The organism is Priestia koreensis, assembly GCF_022646885.1.
GTDB classification, from domain to species: Bacteria; Bacillota; Bacilli; order Bacillales; family Bacillaceae_H; genus Bacillus_AG; species Bacillus_AG koreensis_A.
This window is the reverse complement of the sequence record NZ_CP061869.1, coordinates 153,916-174,915: the sequence shown is the minus strand read 5'-3', so window position 1 is coordinate 174,915 and position 21,000 is coordinate 153,916. Positions and strand designations below refer to the sequence as shown.

Below are 21,000 nucleotides of genomic sequence, written 5' to 3'. Positions count from 1 at the left end.
TAATTTTCACAGACAACAAATTCATAAATTAAAAATTTAATACATGAATTAAAATTAGTGTATTCATGGACTATTTTCGACTATAATGAAGATACAAGCGGCAATAAATTAAATATTTAATTTAATAGAGGAGGTTTTAATGTGAAGAACCATGAACATCAACCACCCATCGATCAATACACATTAGAAAACATTAACAAGTTTATTGAACAGGAAGGATTTAAAGTAGCTCGATTAGCAAAACGGCTGGATATGTCGGTACAAAACGTCTATGCGTACCTTCGAAATGAACGAAAAGGCATATTAGAATTCTCAAAACAGCTGGCCACGGTTTTAGGGTATGACGAAACGTATTTTATGAAGGAAAACTTTACACTTCCTTATAATGAAGAACACGTTCGCCAAGTGGCCTTTTCTGCAGGGAAAAACCTTTCAAGTGAAGCACAAGAGGGATTCAAGCATTTATTGAAGATTTGCGACCTCTACGAAGTCTATAGTCTGGAGGTGTAAGGATGCCGGAGTTAACGTTTCATGATTTACCCTTATTATTAACGGAGAACGAAAAAATTAAATACGATATTCATGCAGAAGTAAACCGATACAAAGAGAATACACATCCTAGAGGCTGGGAGATTCTTGAGGGAATACGCATTTATTTAGAAGACGAGCACTTTCTCATTGAAGCACCGATTCAAGACGATTCATTTGGTGGTTTTATTCGTTCAACAAATACCTCAAAGTTCATTTGCTATATTAATACCAACCAACCTCGTATCTATCAGCACTTTACACTAGCGCACGAACTGTATCACGTGATCACGCGCCAAGGAATTAGCGAAGCCATTCATATGGTCAAAGCAGGGCTCGATGATGATTTAGATGAACGAAAAGCAGATTATTTTGCTTCTGTTTTATTAATGGAAGAAAATACGGTGCGCAGCTTCTACAAAAATTTAAAAGATGAAGAAGAATTTATTAAAATTATAAAGGCTGTGTTTCGTTTTAAGGTGCCATTTAAAGCGGTCTTAATTCGCTTATACGAGTTGAATCTATTGAAGTGGGAAACGCTTGAGGAACTGTTTGATCAAAAGGTTGACCTGAAAGAAGCATTTCAGGATTTAGGATTAGATCCATCCGTCATTGAAAAGAGCAACGTCGTGGTGTTTAACCGCCTACATTCCCTAATGAAGAAAAATGGACTCCCGCCAGCAGCGGATGACGCGAATCAAAAGATGCTTGAAGACGTGAAAGCCTATTTTTCACGTATCCGGAAAGATGAGGAATAAAGAATGATTGAGCAAAATCTAGACCAGCTCATCAAACAATCTTCCCACTTCATTACGGATCTTGAAGAAATCATGGATATTATTCTATCTGCCGATCAAGTTTTTCTTTATGATACAGGGTCGATCGCTTCGCACGAACGCATTTATCACAGCCAAGACAAAAACCTATTGTCCTACTTTAAAAAGGCTCAGGACCCGATTATTTTAACAGACACCATTGTAAAAGAGCTTAAACTAACGGAGAGAAACCTTTCCTATCTAAGTCAATTTACAAACGTTCTCTATCTGCACGAAAAGGATTTTCTAAACCTAATCAAAATAGAGATTGAAAGCCGCCAGGCCACAGGCAAATACGTGAACGCAAGTATTGGAGCTTTTTCTGATCTCATTCCACTGAAACAAGCCATCCAAGAGCTTGAACACGATCCCAATAGCAAAATGGAACACGATGTGTATGAGCAGTTTGAGATGTTCTTTGAAAGAATTAGCAATAAAAACAAAGGAGAGATCTCCTTACTATGGTGTAGCCTCATCATTGGGATCTTTTCACCCAAAACACCGATCAATTTTGTGAGCCGAGACAGCGATTTATATACCTTTGTGAGCCGCTGCTATATGGCAGATCCTTATGTGGTCACGAATAAGCCGAAGCGCTTCATTTCTTTATCAAGCAATGAGACCTTGTTGCAAAGTTTGTATACCTTGCCAGCTCTATCTGATGAAGAGTTCTGGGAGTATCTCACTCTTTACCGAGATGAACCACATAGAGGCGTTATTTATTTTGAAATACGAAACGGCTTAAAAATTCAAAGTCGCGTACAAAAGCGCTCGTTCTCAAATGATGAGTTACGAGATAGATTTATTCATAAAGACATTGAAATTGTGTATTGAACGGTTGATGATGTGAAATGAGTGTGATCTCTTTCCGTTATAAAAAAGACATTCTATAGTGCTACACTATAGAATGTCTTTTTTATGCATTATTAATGAGCGTAGAAAGCATGTGAAAAATAGATAGCATTCCATTATTTTTTATTGATAAACCATTGTTTGAAATTTCTTTTACTTAACTAACTTAAACGGAGCAGCTACTTTATACTTTTTATTGTCATAAGCATAACTAAATACTACGCGATATTTACCTGCAGTTAGACTAGTTGTAACATACTTAAAGGAGTACTGTTGATCATTACTACTTTTAGGTGGTAAAATGTGTCCCTCAGCGGTTTGCTTTTTAGGCTCTTCAAGAGGAACGTTATACCAAGTTCCTTTTATATTTTGTTCAAAATGTGCTTGATTATTAGCAATAATAACCTCATTACTGTTGTTCTTAATGGTAACACCGATATGATCACTTGACACTGAATATATGCTTTTTTTCATTTTTATTGAAACATTATCCATTGATGAAGGAATAGACTGTTGATCAGATTTTTCATCTAACCTTCCATTAGCGGATTGTTGGCATCCTGTTAACATCGCCACACATATGATACTTAAACCAAAAAAAAGTTTTAATTTATGCATTCTATCATTACCTCATTTTGTTTTATTTTTAAGCATTTAAAGGGGGATTAATGTTCGTGCATTATTGGTATACAAATATAAATTATATTTTAAAGCTACTTCTGTAAAGGGAGTGAAATAGCCCCTTCTTCCTACGGGTGCAGAATCTGGACCATAAGTACCTTCTTTTATAAATTTAGAAGTAATTCCTATCAATGTGTGATTTACTGGATCAAATAGCGCGCCACCACTATCACCTTTCCCTAAAAGGTAATCCCCTGTGTATGTTCCTTTTCCTGGAATTACATCCACCACTATTTGTCTCTCACCAAAAAAACCATCGGTAGAATCCGCATCTATTATCTTGCCACACGTATTTCCCGTAGTCCATCCTGTTTTGCACACTTTTTGACCCTTCTTTGGACGTGCAGTTCCCGAAAAATGAGAATCATACCCTCCTGCTGACGCTTCAGCTCCATTCATGTACAAACCGTTTGACGCATATCTCCCCCCAGGAATGGTCAAATGAATATCTACAGGATCAATTGATATTAAGCCTAGATCGTAGTCTGAAGCCCTAGCATCTAAATGTGCATGACCAACATCATAAAAGAAGAATTGAGACCACATATCCCCAATTTTTTGAGTGCAATGTCCAGCCGTTATTAAGAAATATTTGTTACCTTTGTAGGCAACCCCCGCCGTGGAGCACAATGTATCTCCTGAAGTTATTGCTAATCCAGCGCCTAAACTGTTCCAGTCATCTTTTCTAGCCTTGGCTGCAGCATACTCAGTATTTACCGTATATTCAGGATTGACTAAGATATCTAAAGCATTTGGATATCTATTTAATAGTTTATTAGTATCGGATTTTGACAAATTTGAGGTTTTAATTTCGAGCTTATTGGTTTCTGGTTTAATTATGAGAGTTGTAGATTTACTAAATAAAATATCGTTATTATCTTTAAAGAAGCTATCATACATTTGGTATAATTCATCGTAGGAAAAATTTACATTTTTAACAATATACGAAGGGATTGTTCGGGATTTACTATTAGGAGTTATATTGCCTTTGTTTAATTTTTCTACTTTCTCTTTAATCTTTAAAATCTTATCTTTATTAGGCTTATCATTTATCTCTTTTAGTTTAGCTGGCACATTACTTAACTTATTATTATCTTTTAGAAGAACAACAATTTGTTGATTATCATTATAATAATAATCACCCTCGGCAGAAATGTTATCAATATTAACACCTTCCTTTTGAAGTTCTCTGTTAAGGTCTTCTTTTAATTCATTTTGCTTTTCCGCTCCTTCAATTACTTCATTCTCGTTATTAATTGTTTCAGATGACACTTCACTTACTTGTTGCTCAAATTCCTTTTCTGATTGTGCATCCACTTGTCCCCATGCTGTAAAAATTGATAAAACAAGGATCACACTTAATAATAAACTTAAGTATACTTTCTTCAAAAAAACACCTTCCTTTTATTTTCATTTCATATACCAATATACTATTATGTATTTTAATGTCAACAATTCCAAATAAAATAATGTAACTATTGCGTATCGGATTTTACTTCTATTGTACAGATATTACTTAATCATCTCCTCAAAAGGCGATTGATCACAAATGATTTTATTTACTAAAATGGATAATTTTTTATAAAAAATAATTAATTACAATATAATATTTGGTATAATTTTTATATAGATTTTAAAAAAAAGAGATTATAAATAAATGATAAAGGTAAGAGGTTGAATGAAGTCAAAACTATTTAAGTTGATTAAGTTTGCATGTTTCATACTACTCATTCCACTTTTAATTTTTCTCACAATAATAGAACTAAAGCTTCCTAAGTGGGTATTAAGTGTAGCTGGAACATTAATTGTTGTATATATGTACATAGCCATATTATCAATTCTATTCTCTGTCAATACAAAAAAAAGAAAGTACAAAAAGAACGTATCTCTATTTGAATGGATGGATGAACTAATAGATTATGATGAAAAGTTAACTTATTTCTTTACCCAAATTGATCAAAAGTACAAAACAATTGATAATTTAACATTAATAAAATCTAGAATAATGGATACAACGAGTAAAAATATAGAGCAGTTAAAATTGTACAGAGCGTTTTACAATCAAGTGATTAAAGAAAATGCGGAAGAATTGTACTTTAAAGCCGCCTTGGCCCTTCTCTCATCGGTCGCAATATACTTTATAAAAGATTTACTAGCCAAATTTAGTGGTGCGGATGTATATAGTAGTTTTCTTTTTGTATTTGTCATATTTATCACTATTGGTGTAATTAGTGATAAACTTAGCGACAATAAGAAAAGAATGGGTTTAATACTTGAAATTATAGACATTTGCATCGAAGAACTAGAAGAAGATGGTTTAAATAAAGAGAACAAACAATTATAAATAGCTAGTAGGTACATAGCGTGTCACTAATGACACGCTATGACCTAACTAGCTATTTAAAAGTGGTAAAAGAATTTATAAAATACATTTATTTAATAAAAATCCGTCATAAAAACCAATTCCCAACTTGTTTAGAACCTAAATTGATTATCGGTAGAATTCATACACTGTAAAATTGATAACAGAATTCTTACCTATACAGAACTTGTCCTAATCCAGACCCTACTGCTTTCACAGGCACATCTTTATGCCCCACACCCGTTCCTAACAAATTAAAGACACGGTATTCATACTTGCCTCGCACTTCAATTTCAAACGTTTGGTCCATGTTTACGGCATTCGTTGGATGAATCACTTCCCAATCAGTAGGCGACATATTAAACTCTTTCATACGTTTTTCGATCTTTGCTTGCACTTCGCTTGTATACCCTCCGTACTTGGCCGTTTGCTGGATCGCATATTCTTTCAGCTCATTGGCTTGGACAGCGCGTGTCGCATGAGCGGCGAACTCGGGGCTAAACATGGCGAGTGCCCATAAAAAGATGGCAAAAATCGCTACATTTACACCTTCAGACATCTTTCTTCCTCCCTTCTGTGACTACATATCTGAGAACATATTAAACATCGTGAGAAGCGCGATACTCATTGGTAATAGAATCATAGCCGTTAACATCGCAAACACGTATTTGGACATGCTAGACGGCTCAGAATCCACGAGTAGATTAACAGCTTCGGCTTCCATTTGTTCGTTCATGCGAGACAGCTTTTCGATGTACTCACGGCTGTTCTCTTCGCTTAATTCCATCGCTTGATACAGTAACAACATATATTGTTTTGATTCTGCGATGCCGAGACGATCGGAGAAGTTCATAAACGGCTCAATGTTCTTAGGATATAAAGTCATCTCATTAATTAACATGACCACTAACGGACGAATATTCGCCGGTGCGTACTCAACGGATTTCTTCAACGCTTCAAAAGCCGTTTGGCTGCGCATCAGTGTCGTTAAGCTCTTAATATAGCGTGGAAACTCAAGCTTCTTTTGAGCGGCTTTTAGGCGCTTTACACGCTTCAACGCACGATTAGGTTGAATGTACGTATAACCAGTTACGACTAACACCAGTACCCACATCAACGGGTCTTTGACAAATACCACTGTAACCACGGCCATGATAATAAACACAATAAGTGATTTCAGGACCTTTTTATACACAAACTCTTCTGGTGAAATCTCTTGATTGACTTCTTTTAAATCGGCTTGTAACTCTGTCTGTCGCTTTTGTGGCAATCGAATGTATTTAACGCCACTTGATTTACGCTTTTTCCCGTTCAATTCCCTCGTGAGGAAGTTCTGATTGCTAATATCGAGCACGATGAACATAAAGACGAGCGCAAGTGCCGCTACGACTAATGAAAAGATAAACAGTATCGTATTCATTTAATTGCCTCCTTGCTGTAGGATCTTATCGTTATCATAAATGCGCTCGATCTTAATGGCTGAGAACGCACCCACGATGATGACAACAATAAAGATTCCTTTACCTACCATCGATTGAACAAAGGTGAGGTAGTAGTCATAGCTAAAGATCATAAGGGCAAAAGGCATTCCGATTAAGTACGTCATTAAGGAGTAGAACGCTTTACGGTTTGGTGCTTTCGCATCCCGCACCTTTTTGCGATTAATCAAGGCACGGTCGAAGTTTTCTGCGATGCTAAAGAGCACGTCGCTGTTTTCTCCTCCGTAATCCTCAATGAGAAGCAACATATCATGAAGCATTTTGACTTGTTCGATTGGATACGTTTGATAAAAATCATCAAAGGCTTTTTTCATCGGTATGTTGTGTTCGATTTTACGAACCATTTGAATAATGTCCTGCTTAACAGGATCATCCATAAAGCCTGCCACTTCACTTAACGCACGGAACACGTTGTTATCGTATGTAGAGACTAAGTTGGCTAATGTATTTACATAGGCGCTCAATTGCGTATAGAGCATATCATCATATTTTCGCTTGCGGTAATACAAGAGAACGTTCGGCAGCGCAAACCCTCCCAGTAAGCCTAACGGAACAATCATGACCGCTCGGAAGAAGATGTATAACAGTACAATTGCTACGGCCGATCCGATAATCACTAAAAACCAGTATTTACGGAAGTCGATGTTCCAGCGGGCTTTCTTCCCTCCCTCAATGACTTGAAGGGGGTTCATCCACTTCCCATAAGGGCTATTTAAAAACTTGCTTCGAATTACGATTTGGCGGGCATTCACCCGTAAATGTCTATATTTCTTGCGGTAGGTGGCGATAAATAATATCGCCAGTACCCCCGCTATGTTTAACAGCACCATCCATAACATGTTTGCTTCCCTCTTTTCTACAAAATGTTTACTTCTTTTGCCCACTTTTCAGGAAGCAATGGTATTAATGTTTCAGTTAGCTCATTGGATTCTAATAGTTTCTTACCTAAGTCCTCACTGATTCGATCTACAAAGGTATGTGCTTTAATCGAACGAAACTTCATTTGACCATCCACATTCACTTTTTCTGTCCCTGTGATTGCGTACTCAAAGATGGTATTCGACAACGTTTTGCCTTGTAAAAATCCTTTAAATTCTACGAGTTCTACAATGCGACGTGTTCCGTCTTCTTGGTCTCTTTCGATGTGAATACCTAGATCAAACACATCGGTAATCATTGTGCCTAACGTTTCGTTATCCATCTGTTGCTTTTCTTGTGCCATCGTAATTAGACGATTAGGCGCTAATTTGGCTGACTTGGAGTGAAGAGAAGTCCCAATTCGATGCCCCGTCATACCGGCTTTGATCATATCAAGCGCTTCTCCACCCCTTGTTTCAGACACCACGATCCATTCAGGGTCACTACGTAGAGAAGAACGTAATAAGCGCTCATAGCCAATGGACTTTGTCATGTCTTCCGTACTTCGTGTACGCCACGCCATGATATCCTTATTCGGATAATGCTTCTTTAAATTCATTTCGCGTGTATCTTCAAGCAAGTTGATGCGGTCTTTATCATTTGTAAAGCCAAGTAAATATTTCAATAGCTCTGTTTTCCCTGTCCCTGTTTCCCCTGTGATTAAGATGTTACAGTTGGCTGCAATGCAGGCTTTCAAAAAGTCTCGAATGAGTTCACTTCCTAACTCACTTTTGACAAAGTTTTGTTCCGTTACGCGAAGGTCTTCCGATGCTTTACGAATGGCCAACGTCACGCCGTACGTGGCGATGTCTTTATCCATCGCATTAATACGAAGCGCGCCAAGCTCTGCGTCGAGTTCTGGCTTAGTGTAGTTCCAGGTGCGCCCTGTTGCCCTCGCAATCTTCGTCGCGATCTTCTCCACTTCGTCACTTGTAATGGAATAGTCGCTTTTGTATTTGCCTTTTTGGTTATCTTTTATCCATATTTCCGTTCCGTTAAAGGCAACGTCGGTTACATCCCCACTCTCCAGAATGACGTCAAACACGCCAAGCCCTGAGATTTCATTCACCATTTGTTTCGAAAGCTGTCCTAAATCATATCCGTTCATATTGTTCTTAGCATTTTGTGAGAGATACTGTGTAATGATCTTTTGAAGTACCTTTTTCTTCACGCGATTTCCGAAGGACTCTCGAACGAGCGTGGCGTGTTCTTCAATCAGAAAATCTTGTACTTCTTGAAGCAACGTTTGGTTCAGTTGTGCTTCATCCCGCAAAGGATGATGATCCCCAAACTTGAGTGTATAAATGAGACGATCTAGCTCAATTTGATTGGTCGGAGGAGCTGGTGTCTTGGGAATCGGTACTAGTTTTGTGATATCAATGACGTTATGAGTCATACATTCGCCCTCCTTATCTTAATGAGAAGATTCGTTTGGATTTTTTCGCGTCCGCAATATGAACGTCCATGCGATTCAAGAGTTTAATGACCTCACGGTCGATCTTCTCACTGCCGATTTTTAATTCAAGCTGCTCCGGCAATAGTTTTTCATCGTATGAAATCGCTAAATCAAGATTTGGAAGCTGATCCGAGAAGATTTCTTCTTCCATGCCCTGTGGCAACATATTCAACACGCGAATATGATCTTGGTTGGTGAGATTCGCTAAAATCTGTTCAGAATTTTGGAACTCTCTTATTCTTGTTAAATTTGGTGTCACAAGATGAACCACATGATCAAGCTGTAACATCATTGGGAGCGTAAACATGTTGTCAATTGGTGTAGGTAAGCTAATGACCACTAAATCGTATGATAAGAAACGTAGATGCTGGGCAAACTTCTCACACAGCTCCTTGGCATAGATGGCAGGGTCTTTGCGATCCTCAATACTTGGGAAGTTCTCCACGATGTATTCGTTGTGAAAAACAAGGTAATCCAAGCTTCCTGGTAAGCGACGAATTTGGTCCGATAAGATTTTATTGCTAATGTCAATTTCATCACGCGTTAAAATGTTCGGCTCGACTTCAAACTGCCCCTTATTTATGACTTTGTCTAAGTACATGAACGCATTCTTGTACGTGTGTGTAATGCCTGTCGTCGTGTAAAAAGAGGGACGTAAGTAATCCAATTCAACGTAAAGTGTTTTATATTTATGTTCGGCTGCTACTTTTGCTAGCGCTTGGGAAACGGTACGTTTCCCCACGTTAGATGAATCTGCATAAAATCCGACTAGTTTCATTCTTGATCCCCGTCCTTTTTCGTTACTAAATCGTTAGGTGAAGCGGATTGAAAGGATTGCCCTTCGATCCAGCTGACAATGTCATCGTCTGACATCGTTGTGTCGATTTCATCACTACCTGTTGCCACTGGGCGAATCTCTCCTAACAGCGTGGCTTTATTTAACACTTCATTGATTTGCTCATCAACGGCAAACGTATAAATCTTCGCTAGGGCTGTTTTCCCCTCACCCGTTGTCGGACTTGCAAACCCACCATTTTGCTTTTTCTTTGTATCGCTAAACACGTTCGTTGCGTCTGTATCTTTTACACTTGTCACGCGAACACCCTTCGCAATACGGCCATAGATTGGCTTTTCAACCGTAATGGTTGAACCATTGACTTTTTGAACCGTCTCAACCTTCCCACGGAAGAACAAGTCCACTTTTGTATCAGGTAGGATACTATTTCCTAATGAGGTTTCAAGATCAACCAGTAACGGGAACGCAAGCTCCCCACTTTTGAGCTTCAGGACGGATGAATTCGGCATCTTTTCGGCTGCCATCACCTTTCCTTTGTAGAACAGACTGTGTTTGGAGATCCCGAAGTTATTAGCCGTGTATTTGCCAATAACACTAGATGGCGCTACCATGGCTTCTGGCGGTAAAGAGGACGATGGAACACTGCGCTCAATGACCATTTCTTTCGTGATCTTCGTATTCGGTGGAATATCGTCTTTTGCGTACGCAACCGTTACGGGATCGACCTTACTATTAATGTAGTAATGAATCCCTGTGTAGTTAATCACGCCGATAGCTAAGGCAATTCCTGCGGAAAAGGCAATTTTCTTTGATTTTTTCATGTGTAGTTCCTCCAATTATTTAATCGTTTTGACTAGATCTTTCGCTTCAAAAAGGCTCGTTTCTTGCTCTCTTACCATGGAAGAAGAATCTCGTTTCTTCTTGTCCCAATCCGTTGCGTATTTGTAAATCGGAACATCGAATTTGTTGTACGCTTCGGTCGAAATCATTGCGGGTCTTGATTGAATCGAATGAATGATGACTTTCTTTTGCCCATCTTTAAAGTTGTCTTGATCCGCATACACTTTATACAGCGCATTTTTTGTGACAGTCGGGTTAATCGTCACCTCTTCCGTCACGCGTAATGTTCCTTTATTAATACCTTCATTCATTGCGGATTTAGTTGCTTGTTTTAATGAAATATCCACGTCTTGGTCAGCCGTGCTTGTTTGTCCAAGTGAGACGACGAAGAGTAAAATCGCAAACAACCCCATCGCCAAAATGCCCATTTTTGGTATAGACAACTAGCCCACTCCCCTTTCTACTGAATAAAAGGGTCACTAGAAATGCCTCTCTAGTAACCCAAAAACCTTAAAAACTACCAACCCATGTAATGTTCAAAGCTCCCATCGAGCGTGTACTCATCTTGGTACACATGATCCCGTATGATGGTGCGATGCGCTTTATTATATTGTCGTATTTTCTCCATTATTTCAGGTGTTAACGTCTGACTATATTCATGGAAGCCTGCAGGAATCGTATCTGGATTCGGATACGGCCAATTGTTCCACCAGTTTGTTAAAGTGGAGAACACAGTCGTTTGATTCGTCCAGTTCCACCCTGTTCCCGCTGGGAACGGCTTATTTGGGTCAACACTGCGATAAACGAAATCATCATTGTCGTTTGGATCACCCATCGGAGATCCCTTCACTACTACGTTTCCGACATGACAGGTATTCAAATGATTCACGCCTGCATCTAATCCTTTTACCTTGAACACATAATCGCCATCCGGTTGTTTGAAATCCACATACCAACGATTTAAGCTATTGCCCTTTTCGTCTTTGGTAATGACTTTTTCGTTCGGATCTCGCTCAGGATGATGCAAGTAATCGTTATTGTTCATCGCAAACGTATTTCCAGAGAACTCTTCCACCGCAACAGGCGGTAACTTCCATTCCCTTGTCTCCATTCGTGGAACGGCTGCATCCGATGTTTGCATCAGGACTTTGTAGCCTTCACTTTCCTTTTGATAAGGTAAGTAGTTCACCAACGTTGGGAAGTACGCTTCCATTCGCTTCATGCCTGTGGCATCCGCTGGATTAGGCTCGGTATCGAAGTTTTGATAGACACTCTTCATGCGGTACTCGAATCCATATCCTGCGCGCATTTCTTTACGTGGCAACAAGCTAAAACTTGTGGTGACACGTTCCTTCAAGACACGCTTAGTTCCTTCATCATTGACTGTTCGAACAATGCCCTCTACGCTTGACGTATTGAAGTACTGCGTAGGTGCTGGGCAGATCGCCGTTGCATAGGACGCCACGTAGATCGGTATAGACTTCCAGTTGTTTGATCGAGTATCGGAGTAAAGCAAATTCCCTACTCGGTGGTTATAGCCGAGTGATATCTCGTTTCGAGTTTCAAGTGGATCATAGTAGAACTCATCGTATGGACCTGTCTCATTGATCTGAGCCATAATCGTTCCATCACCTGTTAATGTCCATTTCGGGAACGAGTAGCGCTTCGGCCCTTCTCCTTCTTTTAAGGAAACAGCAATGGTACCCACGATGTTCTGTCCATATCGCAATTTAACCGTGGGTTGAACGGTGTAATACTGCGTTTCATTCGCCTTGATGTACTCGACTTCCACATTCGCTAAATTAATTCGCTCGTCATACAGAGCGATAAACCCTTCGGCGTCTTTAATTTTCGCTTCATTTTCTTTAATCTTTTGCTCGGCTTTGGCGATATTCTCCGTAGCGGTAGCTATGGCGCTTTGAGCATTCGCAATGCTTGTACTATAACTTGAGCAATCAGGATATTTTCCATCTTTGTCTGCGGGGATTGCCAGACAAGAGCTATATCCACTTTGTAAGCTTGCGAGTTGGCTTTCGGAAGCACTCTTTTGACTTTCGGCTTGAGCTTTTTCCGCTTCGCCTTGTTTCTTTTGGGCTTCATAAGCGGCCTTCTTGGACTCACATGTCGCTTTCAATGACTCTAACTCGTGAATGTAGGTTGCAAATTCATCTTTTGCTTGATCACGACTCGATGAGAAGTTCGCACGTTTGACGTATACATCTGTCACCGTGTCGCTACCTTCATCGACTGTCCGCGCGTCAATTCGTGAAACGGAGAGATCCATTTCATATTCATAGCGCTTCGGTACGTCTCGTGGTGGCGTACATCCCGAACTTCCATCTGATACAGGTGGCGGTTCTTCGGGCGGTGGTTCTTCGGTTGGCGGTGGCTCATCAGGTGCTAAAACGTTTAACTTGGCCGTCGCTTTTAAGCCATTGTATTGCACGACCACCGATGTTTGACCTTGTTTAACTCCTGTCGCAACACCTGTTTTGTTTCCAATCGTTCCGACGGATGGTGTACCCGTTGTCCAGTTTACCGTTGGCGCTTTGGTCACTTCGGTACGCTTGCCATCTTCATCCGTATAATACGCACGATATGGCTGCGTCTCACCTTCATAGATCGTAGCAACTGGTGGGGTAATCTCAAGTAATGGCTTTCCAGCGTCAACTACCATAATATTGATCTTGTATTCTGTTGTTCGATTAATACGATCAGTCAGTTTGTATGTGACGGTTTTTAATCCTGGTGTGGAGTAGGCATAACTAACTGATTTGTTTGTAAATCCATTCGCATTACCCTCACCTGAGGTTATAGTCGCTGTCGGACCATCTGTTGTGATGCCCCATTTAATTTTTTCATCGTAAGGATCATACTCTTGTCCATCAAACTCAATAAAAAATCGTTCTCCTACTTTTACCGTTTTTGGTGCTGTTATCGCACCTGTCGGATATTTGGTAGCATAGAATACTACTCGTAGTTTTGGTTGCCCGCTCTCATCCTTACCTGGCGCGGCTTCCAGATCTACTGTAGCCCCTGCTTCCCTTCCAATATCCCTAGTCCAATTCCATATTTCATTAGTAGATGGGGGAATTGTTTTAAATAGGGTTGTTTTTTTTACCATATTATAGACATAATCAGGATTACCATTAATGGCTGAAGCCACAGTTTTAACTTGGCTTGGTTTATAGAATGTATATCCGATGTTAGAATTACCCTTTTGTCTAAAAACTATTGGATCATCCAGGGTTCCTGTCTTTTCTCCTCTAACCACAGCAAATGCAGTACCCGTATATAAGTGGTCTGTCCGAGAGATACCAAAATTATCATCTGAATACAATTCACTTGCTTTAGGGTGATCAAAGTCCACTACACGTTGTAAAGCTTGTGAAGGATCTGGAACTAAAATTGTTGCGATAAATGATATTACAATCATCAGGAAGAAAGCCTTACTAACTCGCTTTCTCACTTTCTTCCGTTCCATGATTGTCTTTTTCATATAGTACCTCCTAGCGTTACTTCAACCAAAGACCTGCTTTCTCCTCAAGTGGGAAGTTTGCAATTTCAATTCGCTTTTGATTGTTAACCTCTCGTGAATCTAACCCAATGTATTTGACAATTTCACGAATAGGGCCATAAGCTACGCCACCATCCACTTTCACTGGTTTAGTCAACGTAATGGCTTTCCCATTGACTGTAGCGCTTGTGCTTCCGTTTTTAAGGATGATCTTATCTCCTTGATACGCAAGTTCTAGACCACCTTTAGCAACGGTAACACCTGTCGCATACTTTAGAGACTTGTTGAGGTCAACGATGTACTCATCCCCTTTCGGATAAGCGTAATCAATTCGTTCTGGCTTTCTCCCTAGTACATCCCACTTTATGTTCTCATGGCCGTATACTACAAAATCATCGTCATGATAGTGAATATCGATAATGAATTTACCTAGTTCTTTCGGTTGATATGGCATTGATTCATAATAAGTTGAATTTGATTTTTTAAAAATATCAGGCATAAAAGTTGAATCCTTATATGATACTCCGTTATAGGAAATTACTTCTTCCAAAGGATAATTATAATAACTAGACATGCTTTCTTTATATCCGTTGTAATAAAGACTCATATATTCGTTAATTGGTCTAAAATAAGTAATCTCTGGCTCTCTAAGATAGTTATAATACTTTTCCAGCATGTCAACGACTATAATTTTTTGTTCTGGATTCATAACACGTGTTACAATCACATGATTGTGTTGAGGATAAGCGGCCTTTAATTCTGCTAACGTCATATCCTTATCGACTTTGTTCACTGGTGGCTTTGGAGCCGTTGGTTTTGCAGGTACAGGTGTCTTTCCTTCCATTAATAGAAGCGCACGATCCACGAATGAACTTGATTCAGCACGATCTGCGGAGTTCATAGGGTTAAACTTATTATTTACTCCCTTGATCACTCCGTAACGATACATACGTTCAACGGATGTTTTCGCATAAGCCGGAATATCCTTTTGATCATAGAAGCCGTTTGTTACGGATTCAGTGAAGTTCCCTTTCATGTTCATGGCTCTTTCTACCATGACCGCTACGTCTGCTCGTGTCACAGGCTTATCTGGGTACACATAACCGTTTGCCCCTTTAATAATGCCTGCTTGTGCCGCACGACTGACATCGTTGTAAAGCGCTTTTGACTTTGGTAAGTCTTTAAAGTTACTTGTACCTGCTGGTAGGTTCAGCGCTCTTGCAATCATGGAAGCAAATTGTCCACGTGTGACCTTTTGGTTTGGCTTGAATAAACCACCTTGATAACCGAATACTACTTCACGTTCAATGAGATCCGTAATGCTTTGATACGCGTATGAGCTGGTTGAAACGTCTTTGAATTTTACCTTCTCCGCTGCATGAATCCCTTGTGCTTGGCTTGCGAGTAACATAACCCCTAATGCGGTGCTAACGAATTGCTTTTTCATCAAAATCTCTCCTTTTTTACACACTCAGTGCAATAAATAAAATCGTTGCCAACAGAATTGCTGGACTTGCAGGAACCGACCATGTATTCTGTCCACCTACTCTTTTCTTCCATTCAAGATGAAAGGTACCGATATGTATTTCAATGAACTCCTGCCCTCTTATCTTTTTGAGATAAGCAAGCCCCAATAAGATCAAGCTAATAAGCGCTGAACAAATGAGGTAGGTTCCTACAAAGATTATCGGAATAAAGAGTGATGATATGAAAGGAAATCCCACAAAAAGGTAGCCACTAACCACCATAAACATTTTCGTGTCCCCTGGTGACAGCTTTCGTGCCCCTTCTAGGATGATCCCTAACAGCAATGCCGTTCCAATGACAAGAAAGTACGATTGGTAACTTAACTGGAATAAATGGATGAAATACAGATTAAGAAGAAAGAATCCGAGATGCATATAGTTATAGGTTTTGAGCTCTTTCACATCCGTGATGATATTCATACAGAGATAAAAGGCAAGTAAAAATAACGTATCCATAAATCACTCCCTTTTCTTAATTTCCATATTTTACCTTTAAGTTAAGTGTACTACACAAAAGTACGTTTTGCAACTTTTTTATTCACTGCCTATTGGTTTTAATCGAGAGTTTTGGAAATTTGAGAAACGATGCTTTCTTTTTCGCCGTCTTTTGTAGTTCCTTCGGAACCAGTTCTTCAATGAACGGCTGTAGCGCTTCGTCAATCAGCGGATCAAGCACTTTGTTTTCGCTTAGAGGGCGACGTTTCATTTCACTTTTGAAGACTTCGTCACGATCGAGCATGGGAATCGTCTCTACGTAATCGTAGGTGCTCTCAAACAGTTCGTGACTAGCCATCTCTCTGCTTGCCTTATTCATGACCACTCGAATGTGCTCTTTTAACCCTGTGTGATCAAATAACATCTTGTATGGCTGCTTCTCCATTAAGATTTGCGTCTGAATCACATCAGAATCAATCATGAGCACGATCTGGTCTGCCATGCCGAAAAGCGGTTGAATAACGGGGTGATCCCACGCATCCCCAATGTCCACAATCGTGAACGTGGTTCGCTGGGCCATAATGATTCGTAACAACTTATCGGTTGTTAGCTCCTCCCCGTATACCTCTTCTCGTAAGGGGTTCTGAATGACCATGTTGACGTTATTCAACTTCCAAGACTGGCTCTGTGCCCACATGGGCAACGCTCCCTCTACTTCTGTGTAAAAAGGACTCACATAGTCAGGTGCTTCATCTTGTCCGTAATAACGATCATACGTGTAGGCATAGGCAAATGGATTTTCAATGTACGAGACAGACAGTTGATAGTCTGCCAGCTTAAACGCTAGTTGGTGTGAGAAGAAGGTAGCGCCTGTGCGCTTTCCATTTCCTCCGACGAGAATGAGCTTACTGCCGACTGGAACGCCTACAAAAGCGGTCGTTTGGGGTTTGACCTCAAACTTAATCTCGCGCTTTACGACTTGTTTCTGAACAATCTTCTTTTCAACGACTTTTTGTTTCACAATCGGCTGCTTGGTTGGTTTAGCAGGTGTTACAACGGTTTGATCTACGCTCTGCTTGGTTGAAACAGGCTGTTCCATAGGTTCTTCTTCGGGTGGTTTATCTGCCAGCTGTAAATCCTCTAGCTCCCGATCCGATAGTACAAACTTGTTTACACGGGCGAAACGTGGTCGATCTAGAAGCTGTTCGGTAAAGGACTGCATCTCAATGGCATTTTCGTTAAAGATATCCAGTACATTCACCTTTACCAGTTCACTTAGAAAATGATCGCCACGTTGCCTTTCACAAAGAAAGACGATTCGTAACCCATCTTCATAGCGCGAACGGAGAGCTTTGAATGTTTGTAGCCATTCGGTTTCACGTTCGACTTCATCCTTAATGGAGCTTTCCAAATACTCATCATGAACAATAACAATATCCGGCGCTTCATCTTCAATGAGTTCAAGTAAGTAGCGCATGTGATGCACGTCATTCTTACAGAGCTTAAACCCTTCCACCGGACTTAATTCATCCCGCAAGATACGGGTATACTTCTCGTCCCCTACGGCGATTAGGATTTTCTTCATCCATTCCCCTCCTTCGGACAAACAAAAAGACCCCGAATAAAAACAGGATTAGCTGGGCTAATCTGCCATTATTCGGGGTCGTCCCGTTAATTTAAATTGTCATTTGGTGAGTACGCTACAAGAGCGTACTCGTTCAAACTTATTGAAAGGGTGTTTTATTTCCACTAAAACACCATTTAGGGTAAGTAAATAATACCAAATATGACGAATTAAGTCAACTATCCTTTTACTCTAATTCAACTATCCGTATAGACGTTTATATCTCGTTACATTTTATTTTTAAACAAACAAATTGGCTATAAATACAGCAAGCATATAACTAGATCCTGTTAATTCAAACTCCAATGTGCTTTCATCCTTAAAAACAAAACGTTGTTGAACGCCTTCTGGGTTTGAGTTGTATCTATTGGCATGAGCAGCCATAGACTGTATGTGATGGACATATTGCTCAAATGACATTTTAGTGAATTTCGCTTTTACATGTTCTGCGAAATCCTCCTTCACTTGAAACCGAATAGATTCTTGCCCTTCCTGATGACTGGTTTGATTAAGTACGTTTAAGCTATGAGTATTAATAACATGTTCAAGAAGAGTCATAGGTTCCCCCGATACTTTAGTTCTCTATACGGATAAAGAATCTATTCCATTTTACCATCTGAAACATATAAATAGGTACATTGGCACAAAAAAAGATTGCTCTCTATTAAGAGCAACCTCTCACCATTTCATGAAACACACCTACAAGATCTTGATCGAAATAAACACCCGCTTTGTGTTCCAGTTCCTCAAGCGCTTCTTCCTCGCTCAATACTTCTTTGTACGTTCGGATTGTGGTCATCGCGTCATAGCTGTCTACAATACGAAGCATACGAGCATAGTGCGTAATCATGTTCCCTTTCACCCCTGCTGGATAGCCAGAACCATCTAAATTCTCGTGATGTTGCAGAATGGCCATACGAATAGCGGTACTGTATGAGCCATTTTGCAAGATACGATACCCATTGAGAGGATGATCCTTGACCTGTACCCATTCACCATCGCTTAAAGAGGCGGTCTTATTGAGAATTGTAGACGGAATAAGCAGTTTCCCTACATCATGCAACAACCCTAAATCAAATAGCTCCTGCTGTTGCACCTGGTGCATTCCTTGCTTCATTCCTAATCGCTTTAACCATTCAGCCACACGTACAGAATGTGCAAAGGTCGCTGTATCGTGCTTAAGTAATTCTAAGAGAGGACGATAACGTTGAAGCAAAGCTAAACCGGACAAGTCCTCATAACTCACATCTTCTATATAGCTTCTCAAGCGTTCATTCCTCCTCTCCTAGTCATTTTTCTTTAAGAAGTTTAGCGCGGTTCGATGTAACCCATCACTCCGTGGAATGACAAAGCTACGTTCAATTCCCTCTGGCATAAATTCATCCACGCAAAGCCAAATGGTGAACGGAAAGGTATCTAGTAACAGCTCATATTGTAAATGCTCGGCTAAACTATACGTCGATACATGCAAGACGACAATCGGTACACCCTCTTCCATCTCATAAAACCGGAACTGATTCGTCTTTTCAAAGATGATTTTCCACTCATTGAGTCGCTCTTTCAAGTAAGAGAGGAAGTCTTGTCCACGATGAATACGCTCCACAATAAAGGTAAGAAGACCTTTTGGTGACTTCACATTGGCAACGGCAAACGGTCTCTTTGCGCGAGAAAACCCTTTGATTTCTGCTTTGAATTCCCATTCCTTTACTACATGACTCTCAACTAAGGAACAACGAAGCTCATTAACGGCTACATAGCGCTGTAACCCGTATACGCCTAGTTTGTCCCATTGGTTCGGATCAAGGTAGAATTTTTCTGGATAGAAATACTTCAACAACTTATTCCCTGCGATTCCTAACGTATAAGGGGCTGGTGGTTTAACATCTTCATATTCATCATCCTTCAATCGTACATGCCAACGATCCGCTAGGGATAACTTACGAAATTTATCGAGTCTTTTTGATACCTCTGATCGTGACATCTGAGATGAAAGGTAACGCCTTAATTGGTCTTCATTGGCGCATATGGCGTCGCCTAGTACCTTTAATAACATGATATCTCTATCATCAATGCGCTGACGCTTATAGAGAGATAGCGCTTGTTCCACTGTGGTAAAGAATTGATAGTCGGTGGGTCGTTTCATATAGCCTTTCACGAAAGGATGGTCCCAAAATGGAACCTCCCCCGTTAGGCTGCCGTGAGATAACTGTTCTTCGTTTAAAACTGTCGGTTCGTTTATCATCAGCTAAAAAGGAAATCTGTAATATCCTTGCGCTTCTTTTTACCACGAGGGTACGCGACAATAACGACTTTGGCTCTTCGTTGTTCACGGTTAATCTCACGTACTTTGCATGTTACGACTTCCCCCACCGTTGGTTCTGCTAAATCACGAGGCTTCATTCCTTTAACCACAAGCCCATTGCTTAGTTTGACGAAAATCCCATGAATCGGATGCACTGAATCAATTACTCCTGCAATCGTATCCATCTTCGCTAATTCATCTAACTTGGCAAATGGATCGTCAATCGTTGCTTTACGTGACACTTGAATCATTTGACGCTCTTCATCAAAGCGCACCACTTTTACTTCAACATGTTCCCCGCGGTCGAATTGTTCCCCTAAATCACGGACACGGCCATGATCCCAGTCATTACGTACCATGAAGGCACGTGCTCCGTTCATTTTTAAGTGAATATGTTCGTTCTTCTCATTAAATCCGACGATGGTTGCGTCATATACCTTTGTAGTCAGCTGCTCATTATCTTGTAGATACTTCATTTCATTCCACAACTTCTGTGCAAGCAGTTCGTCCGCCTTCTTAACCGACACCATAGCAATTTGATGATCCAAGTCTAATCGGTCAATGAGTACCTGTTGCTTGGTACCTGCAAAACCCGCTAGGCTTCGATATTCATAATCTGAGAACTCGTTGACTGGGCAGTAAGCTGTTACACCACCAGGTAACATGAAGATGGCTGTTTCCACTTCACGACTGATGACCTTTCCGTTTTCAGTGATGGGTAACTTCATTGTTTGTACCCCATACACTACTGCCGTTAAAATCTGATTGGTACGTCTTGCTTCGGCTAACGATTGTAAATTTTCTTCATTCCATGTCTTTTCCACGCGAAAATCCCCCTTTAGAAAATAA

The 21,000-nt window shown here is 40.1% G+C and carries 21 protein-coding genes; 4 read left to right on the top strand and 17 right to left on the bottom strand.

Annotated elements, in window-relative coordinates; genetic code table 11:
* The first annotated feature begins 141 nt into the window (after positions 1 to 141).
* The 3 genes from IE339_RS24510 to IE339_RS24500 are packed head-to-tail and all read left to right on the top strand — an operon-like array spanning position 142 to position 2,177.
* Positions 142 to 510, top strand: coding sequence for a helix-turn-helix domain-containing protein (locus IE339_RS24510; protein WP_242176379.1), 369 nt, complete (start codon positions 142 to 144; stop codon positions 508 to 510).
* A 2-nt stretch (positions 511 to 512) separates the two neighbouring features.
* A complete protein-coding gene (locus IE339_RS24505) occupies positions 513 to 1,286 on the top strand; it encodes an ImmA/IrrE family metallo-endopeptidase (protein WP_242176378.1) in 774 nt (257 codons plus the stop codon).
* A gap of 3 nt (positions 1,287 to 1,289) precedes the next feature.
* Positions 1,290 to 2,177 carry a hypothetical protein gene (locus tag IE339_RS24500; protein ID WP_242176377.1) on the top strand — a complete coding sequence of 296 codons (888 nt, stop codon included), beginning with the start codon at positions 1,290 to 1,292 and terminating at the stop codon, positions 2,175 to 2,177.
* A 171-nt stretch (positions 2,178 to 2,348) separates the two neighbouring features.
* Here IE339_RS24500 and IE339_RS24495 read toward each other — a convergent pair whose 3' ends face one another.
* Together IE339_RS24495 and IE339_RS24490 are read right to left on the bottom strand one after the other, a co-directional pair.
* On the bottom strand, positions 2,349 to 2,813 hold the full coding sequence (locus IE339_RS24495) for an immunoglobulin-like domain-containing protein (protein ID WP_242176376.1): 465 nt from the start codon (positions 2,811 to 2,813) through the stop codon (positions 2,349 to 2,351).
* Positions 2,814 to 2,849: 36 nt separating this feature from the next.
* Positions 2,850 to 4,265, bottom strand: coding sequence for a S1 family peptidase (locus IE339_RS24490; protein ID WP_242176375.1), 1,416 nt, complete (start codon positions 4,263 to 4,265; stop codon positions 2,850 to 2,852).
* A 289-nt stretch (positions 4,266 to 4,554) separates the two neighbouring features.
* Here IE339_RS24490 and IE339_RS24485 point away from each other — a divergent pair, with 289 nt between their 5' ends.
* Positions 4,555 to 5,220 (top strand): hypothetical protein, encoded by a 666-nt coding sequence (locus IE339_RS24485; protein ID WP_242176374.1) that lies wholly within the window; start codon positions 4,555 to 4,557, stop codon positions 5,218 to 5,220.
* Positions 5,221 to 5,410: 190 nt separating this feature from the next.
* On the opposite strand, the gene IE339_RS24480 is transcribed toward IE339_RS24485, so the two are convergent.
* The 15 genes from IE339_RS24480 to IE339_RS24410 all read right to left on the bottom strand — a co-directional run bounded on the left by IE339_RS24480 (position 5,411) and on the right by IE339_RS24410 (position 20,975).
* The gene (locus IE339_RS24480; RefSeq protein ID WP_242176373.1) at positions 5,411 to 5,797 is read right to left on the bottom strand and encodes a hypothetical protein; all 387 of its coding nucleotides are present in this window, start codon (positions 5,795 to 5,797) and stop codon (positions 5,411 to 5,413) included.
* 21 nt (positions 5,798 to 5,818) lie between these two features.
* Positions 5,819 to 6,658, bottom strand: coding sequence for a hypothetical protein (locus tag IE339_RS24475; protein ID WP_242176372.1), 840 nt, complete (start codon positions 6,656 to 6,658; stop codon positions 5,819 to 5,821).
* The gene (locus IE339_RS24470; protein WP_053400277.1) at positions 6,659 to 7,576 is read right to left on the bottom strand and encodes a type II secretion system F family protein; all 918 of its coding nucleotides are present in this window, start codon (positions 7,574 to 7,576) and stop codon (positions 6,659 to 6,661) included.
* Positions 7,577 to 7,593: 17 nt separating this feature from the next.
* Complete coding sequence (locus tag IE339_RS24465; protein WP_242176371.1) at positions 7,594 to 9,051, bottom strand: CpaF/VirB11 family protein; 1,458 nt, start codon at positions 9,049 to 9,051, stop codon at positions 7,594 to 7,596.
* Positions 9,052 to 9,064: 13 nt separating this feature from the next.
* Complete coding sequence (locus IE339_RS24460; protein ID WP_242176370.1) at positions 9,065 to 9,889, bottom strand: P-loop NTPase family protein; 825 nt, start codon at positions 9,887 to 9,889, stop codon at positions 9,065 to 9,067.
* Entirely contained in the window at positions 9,886 to 10,728 is an 843-nt protein-coding gene (locus tag IE339_RS24455; protein WP_242176369.1) for an SAF domain-containing protein, read from the bottom strand. Before IE339_RS24455 ends, IE339_RS24460 begins: the two co-directional genes overlap by 4 nt.
* A gap of 15 nt (positions 10,729 to 10,743) precedes the next feature.
* A complete protein-coding gene (locus IE339_RS24450) occupies positions 10,744 to 11,190 on the bottom strand; it encodes a DUF5411 family protein (RefSeq protein WP_242176368.1) in 447 nt (148 codons plus the stop codon).
* Between the two features lie 74 nt (positions 11,191 to 11,264).
* Complete coding sequence (locus IE339_RS24445; protein ID WP_242176367.1) at positions 11,265 to 14,246, bottom strand: Ig-like domain-containing protein; 2,982 nt, start codon at positions 14,244 to 14,246, stop codon at positions 11,265 to 11,267.
* 16 nt (positions 14,247 to 14,262) lie between these two features.
* Positions 14,263 to 15,711 (bottom strand): S-layer homology domain-containing protein, encoded by a 1,449-nt coding sequence (locus IE339_RS24440; RefSeq protein WP_242176366.1) that lies wholly within the window; start codon positions 15,709 to 15,711, stop codon positions 14,263 to 14,265.
* A 16-nt stretch (positions 15,712 to 15,727) separates the two neighbouring features.
* The gene (locus tag IE339_RS24435; RefSeq protein WP_242176365.1) at positions 15,728 to 16,246 is read right to left on the bottom strand and encodes a hypothetical protein; all 519 of its coding nucleotides are present in this window, start codon (positions 16,244 to 16,246) and stop codon (positions 15,728 to 15,730) included.
* A gap of 82 nt (positions 16,247 to 16,328) precedes the next feature.
* Positions 16,329 to 17,810 (bottom strand): hypothetical protein, encoded by a 1,482-nt coding sequence (locus IE339_RS24430; RefSeq protein WP_242176364.1) that lies wholly within the window; start codon positions 17,808 to 17,810, stop codon positions 16,329 to 16,331.
* Positions 17,811 to 18,089: 279 nt separating this feature from the next.
* Positions 18,090 to 18,407 (bottom strand): hypothetical protein, encoded by a 318-nt coding sequence (locus IE339_RS24425; RefSeq protein WP_242176363.1) that lies wholly within the window; start codon positions 18,405 to 18,407, stop codon positions 18,090 to 18,092.
* Between the two features lie 106 nt (positions 18,408 to 18,513).
* A complete protein-coding gene (locus IE339_RS24420; RefSeq protein WP_242176361.1) occupies positions 18,514 to 19,116 on the bottom strand; it encodes an HD-GYP domain-containing protein in 603 nt (200 codons plus the stop codon).
* 18 nt (positions 19,117 to 19,134) lie between these two features.
* Complete coding sequence (locus tag IE339_RS24415; RefSeq protein ID WP_242176359.1) at positions 19,135 to 20,004, bottom strand: hypothetical protein; 870 nt, start codon at positions 20,002 to 20,004, stop codon at positions 19,135 to 19,137.
* Positions 20,005 to 20,090: 86 nt separating this feature from the next.
* The gene (locus IE339_RS24410; RefSeq protein WP_242176358.1) at positions 20,091 to 20,975 is read right to left on the bottom strand and encodes a 30S ribosomal protein S1; all 885 of its coding nucleotides are present in this window, start codon (positions 20,973 to 20,975) and stop codon (positions 20,091 to 20,093) included.
* Positions 20,976 to 21,000: the final 25 nt, after the last annotated feature.

Bases quoted from the DNA above. Each gene is read 5' to 3' on its own strand.
- IE339_RS24485 (WP_242176374.1), top strand. From the start codon at position 4,555: ATGAAGTCAAAACTATTTAAGTTGATTAAGTTTGCATGTTTCATACTA.
- IE339_RS24480 (WP_242176373.1), bottom strand. From the start codon at position 5,797: ATGTCTGAAGGTGTAAATGTAGCGATTTTTGCCATCTTTTTATGGGCA.
- IE339_RS24460 (WP_242176370.1), bottom strand. From the start codon at position 9,889: ATGAAACTAGTCGGATTTTATGCAGATTCATCTAACGTGGGGAAACGT.
- IE339_RS24470 (WP_053400277.1), bottom strand. From the start codon at position 7,576: ATGTTATGGATGGTGCTGTTAAACATAGCGGGGGTACTGGCGATATTA.
- IE339_RS24465 (WP_242176371.1), bottom strand. From the start codon at position 9,051: ATGACTCATAACGTCATTGATATCACAAAACTAGTACCGATTCCCAAG.
- IE339_RS24500 (WP_242176377.1), top strand. From the start codon at position 1,290: ATGATTGAGCAAAATCTAGACCAGCTCATCAAACAATCTTCCCACTTC.
- IE339_RS24435 (WP_242176365.1), bottom strand. From the start codon at position 16,246: ATGGATACGTTATTTTTACTTGCCTTTTATCTCTGTATGAATATCATC.
- IE339_RS24425 (WP_242176363.1), bottom strand. From the start codon at position 18,407: ATGACTCTTCTTGAACATGTTATTAATACTCATAGCTTAAACGTACTT.
- IE339_RS24475 (WP_242176372.1), bottom strand. From the start codon at position 6,658: ATGAATACGATACTGTTTATCTTTTCATTAGTCGTAGCGGCACTTGCG.
- IE339_RS24440 (WP_242176366.1), bottom strand. From the start codon at position 15,711: ATGAAAAAGCAATTCGTTAGCACCGCATTAGGGGTTATGTTACTCGCA.
- IE339_RS24430 (WP_242176364.1), bottom strand. From the start codon at position 17,810: ATGAAGAAAATCCTAATCGCCGTAGGGGACGAGAAGTATACCCGTATC.
- IE339_RS24505 (WP_242176378.1), top strand. From the start codon at position 513: ATGCCGGAGTTAACGTTTCATGATTTACCCTTATTATTAACGGAGAAC.
- IE339_RS24445 (WP_242176367.1), bottom strand. From the start codon at position 14,246: ATGAAAAAGACAATCATGGAACGGAAGAAAGTGAGAAAGCGAGTTAGT.
- IE339_RS24495 (WP_242176376.1), bottom strand. From the start codon at position 2,813: ATGCATAAATTAAAACTTTTTTTTGGTTTAAGTATCATATGTGTGGCG.
- IE339_RS24455 (WP_242176369.1), bottom strand. From the start codon at position 10,728: ATGAAAAAATCAAAGAAAATTGCCTTTTCCGCAGGAATTGCCTTAGCT.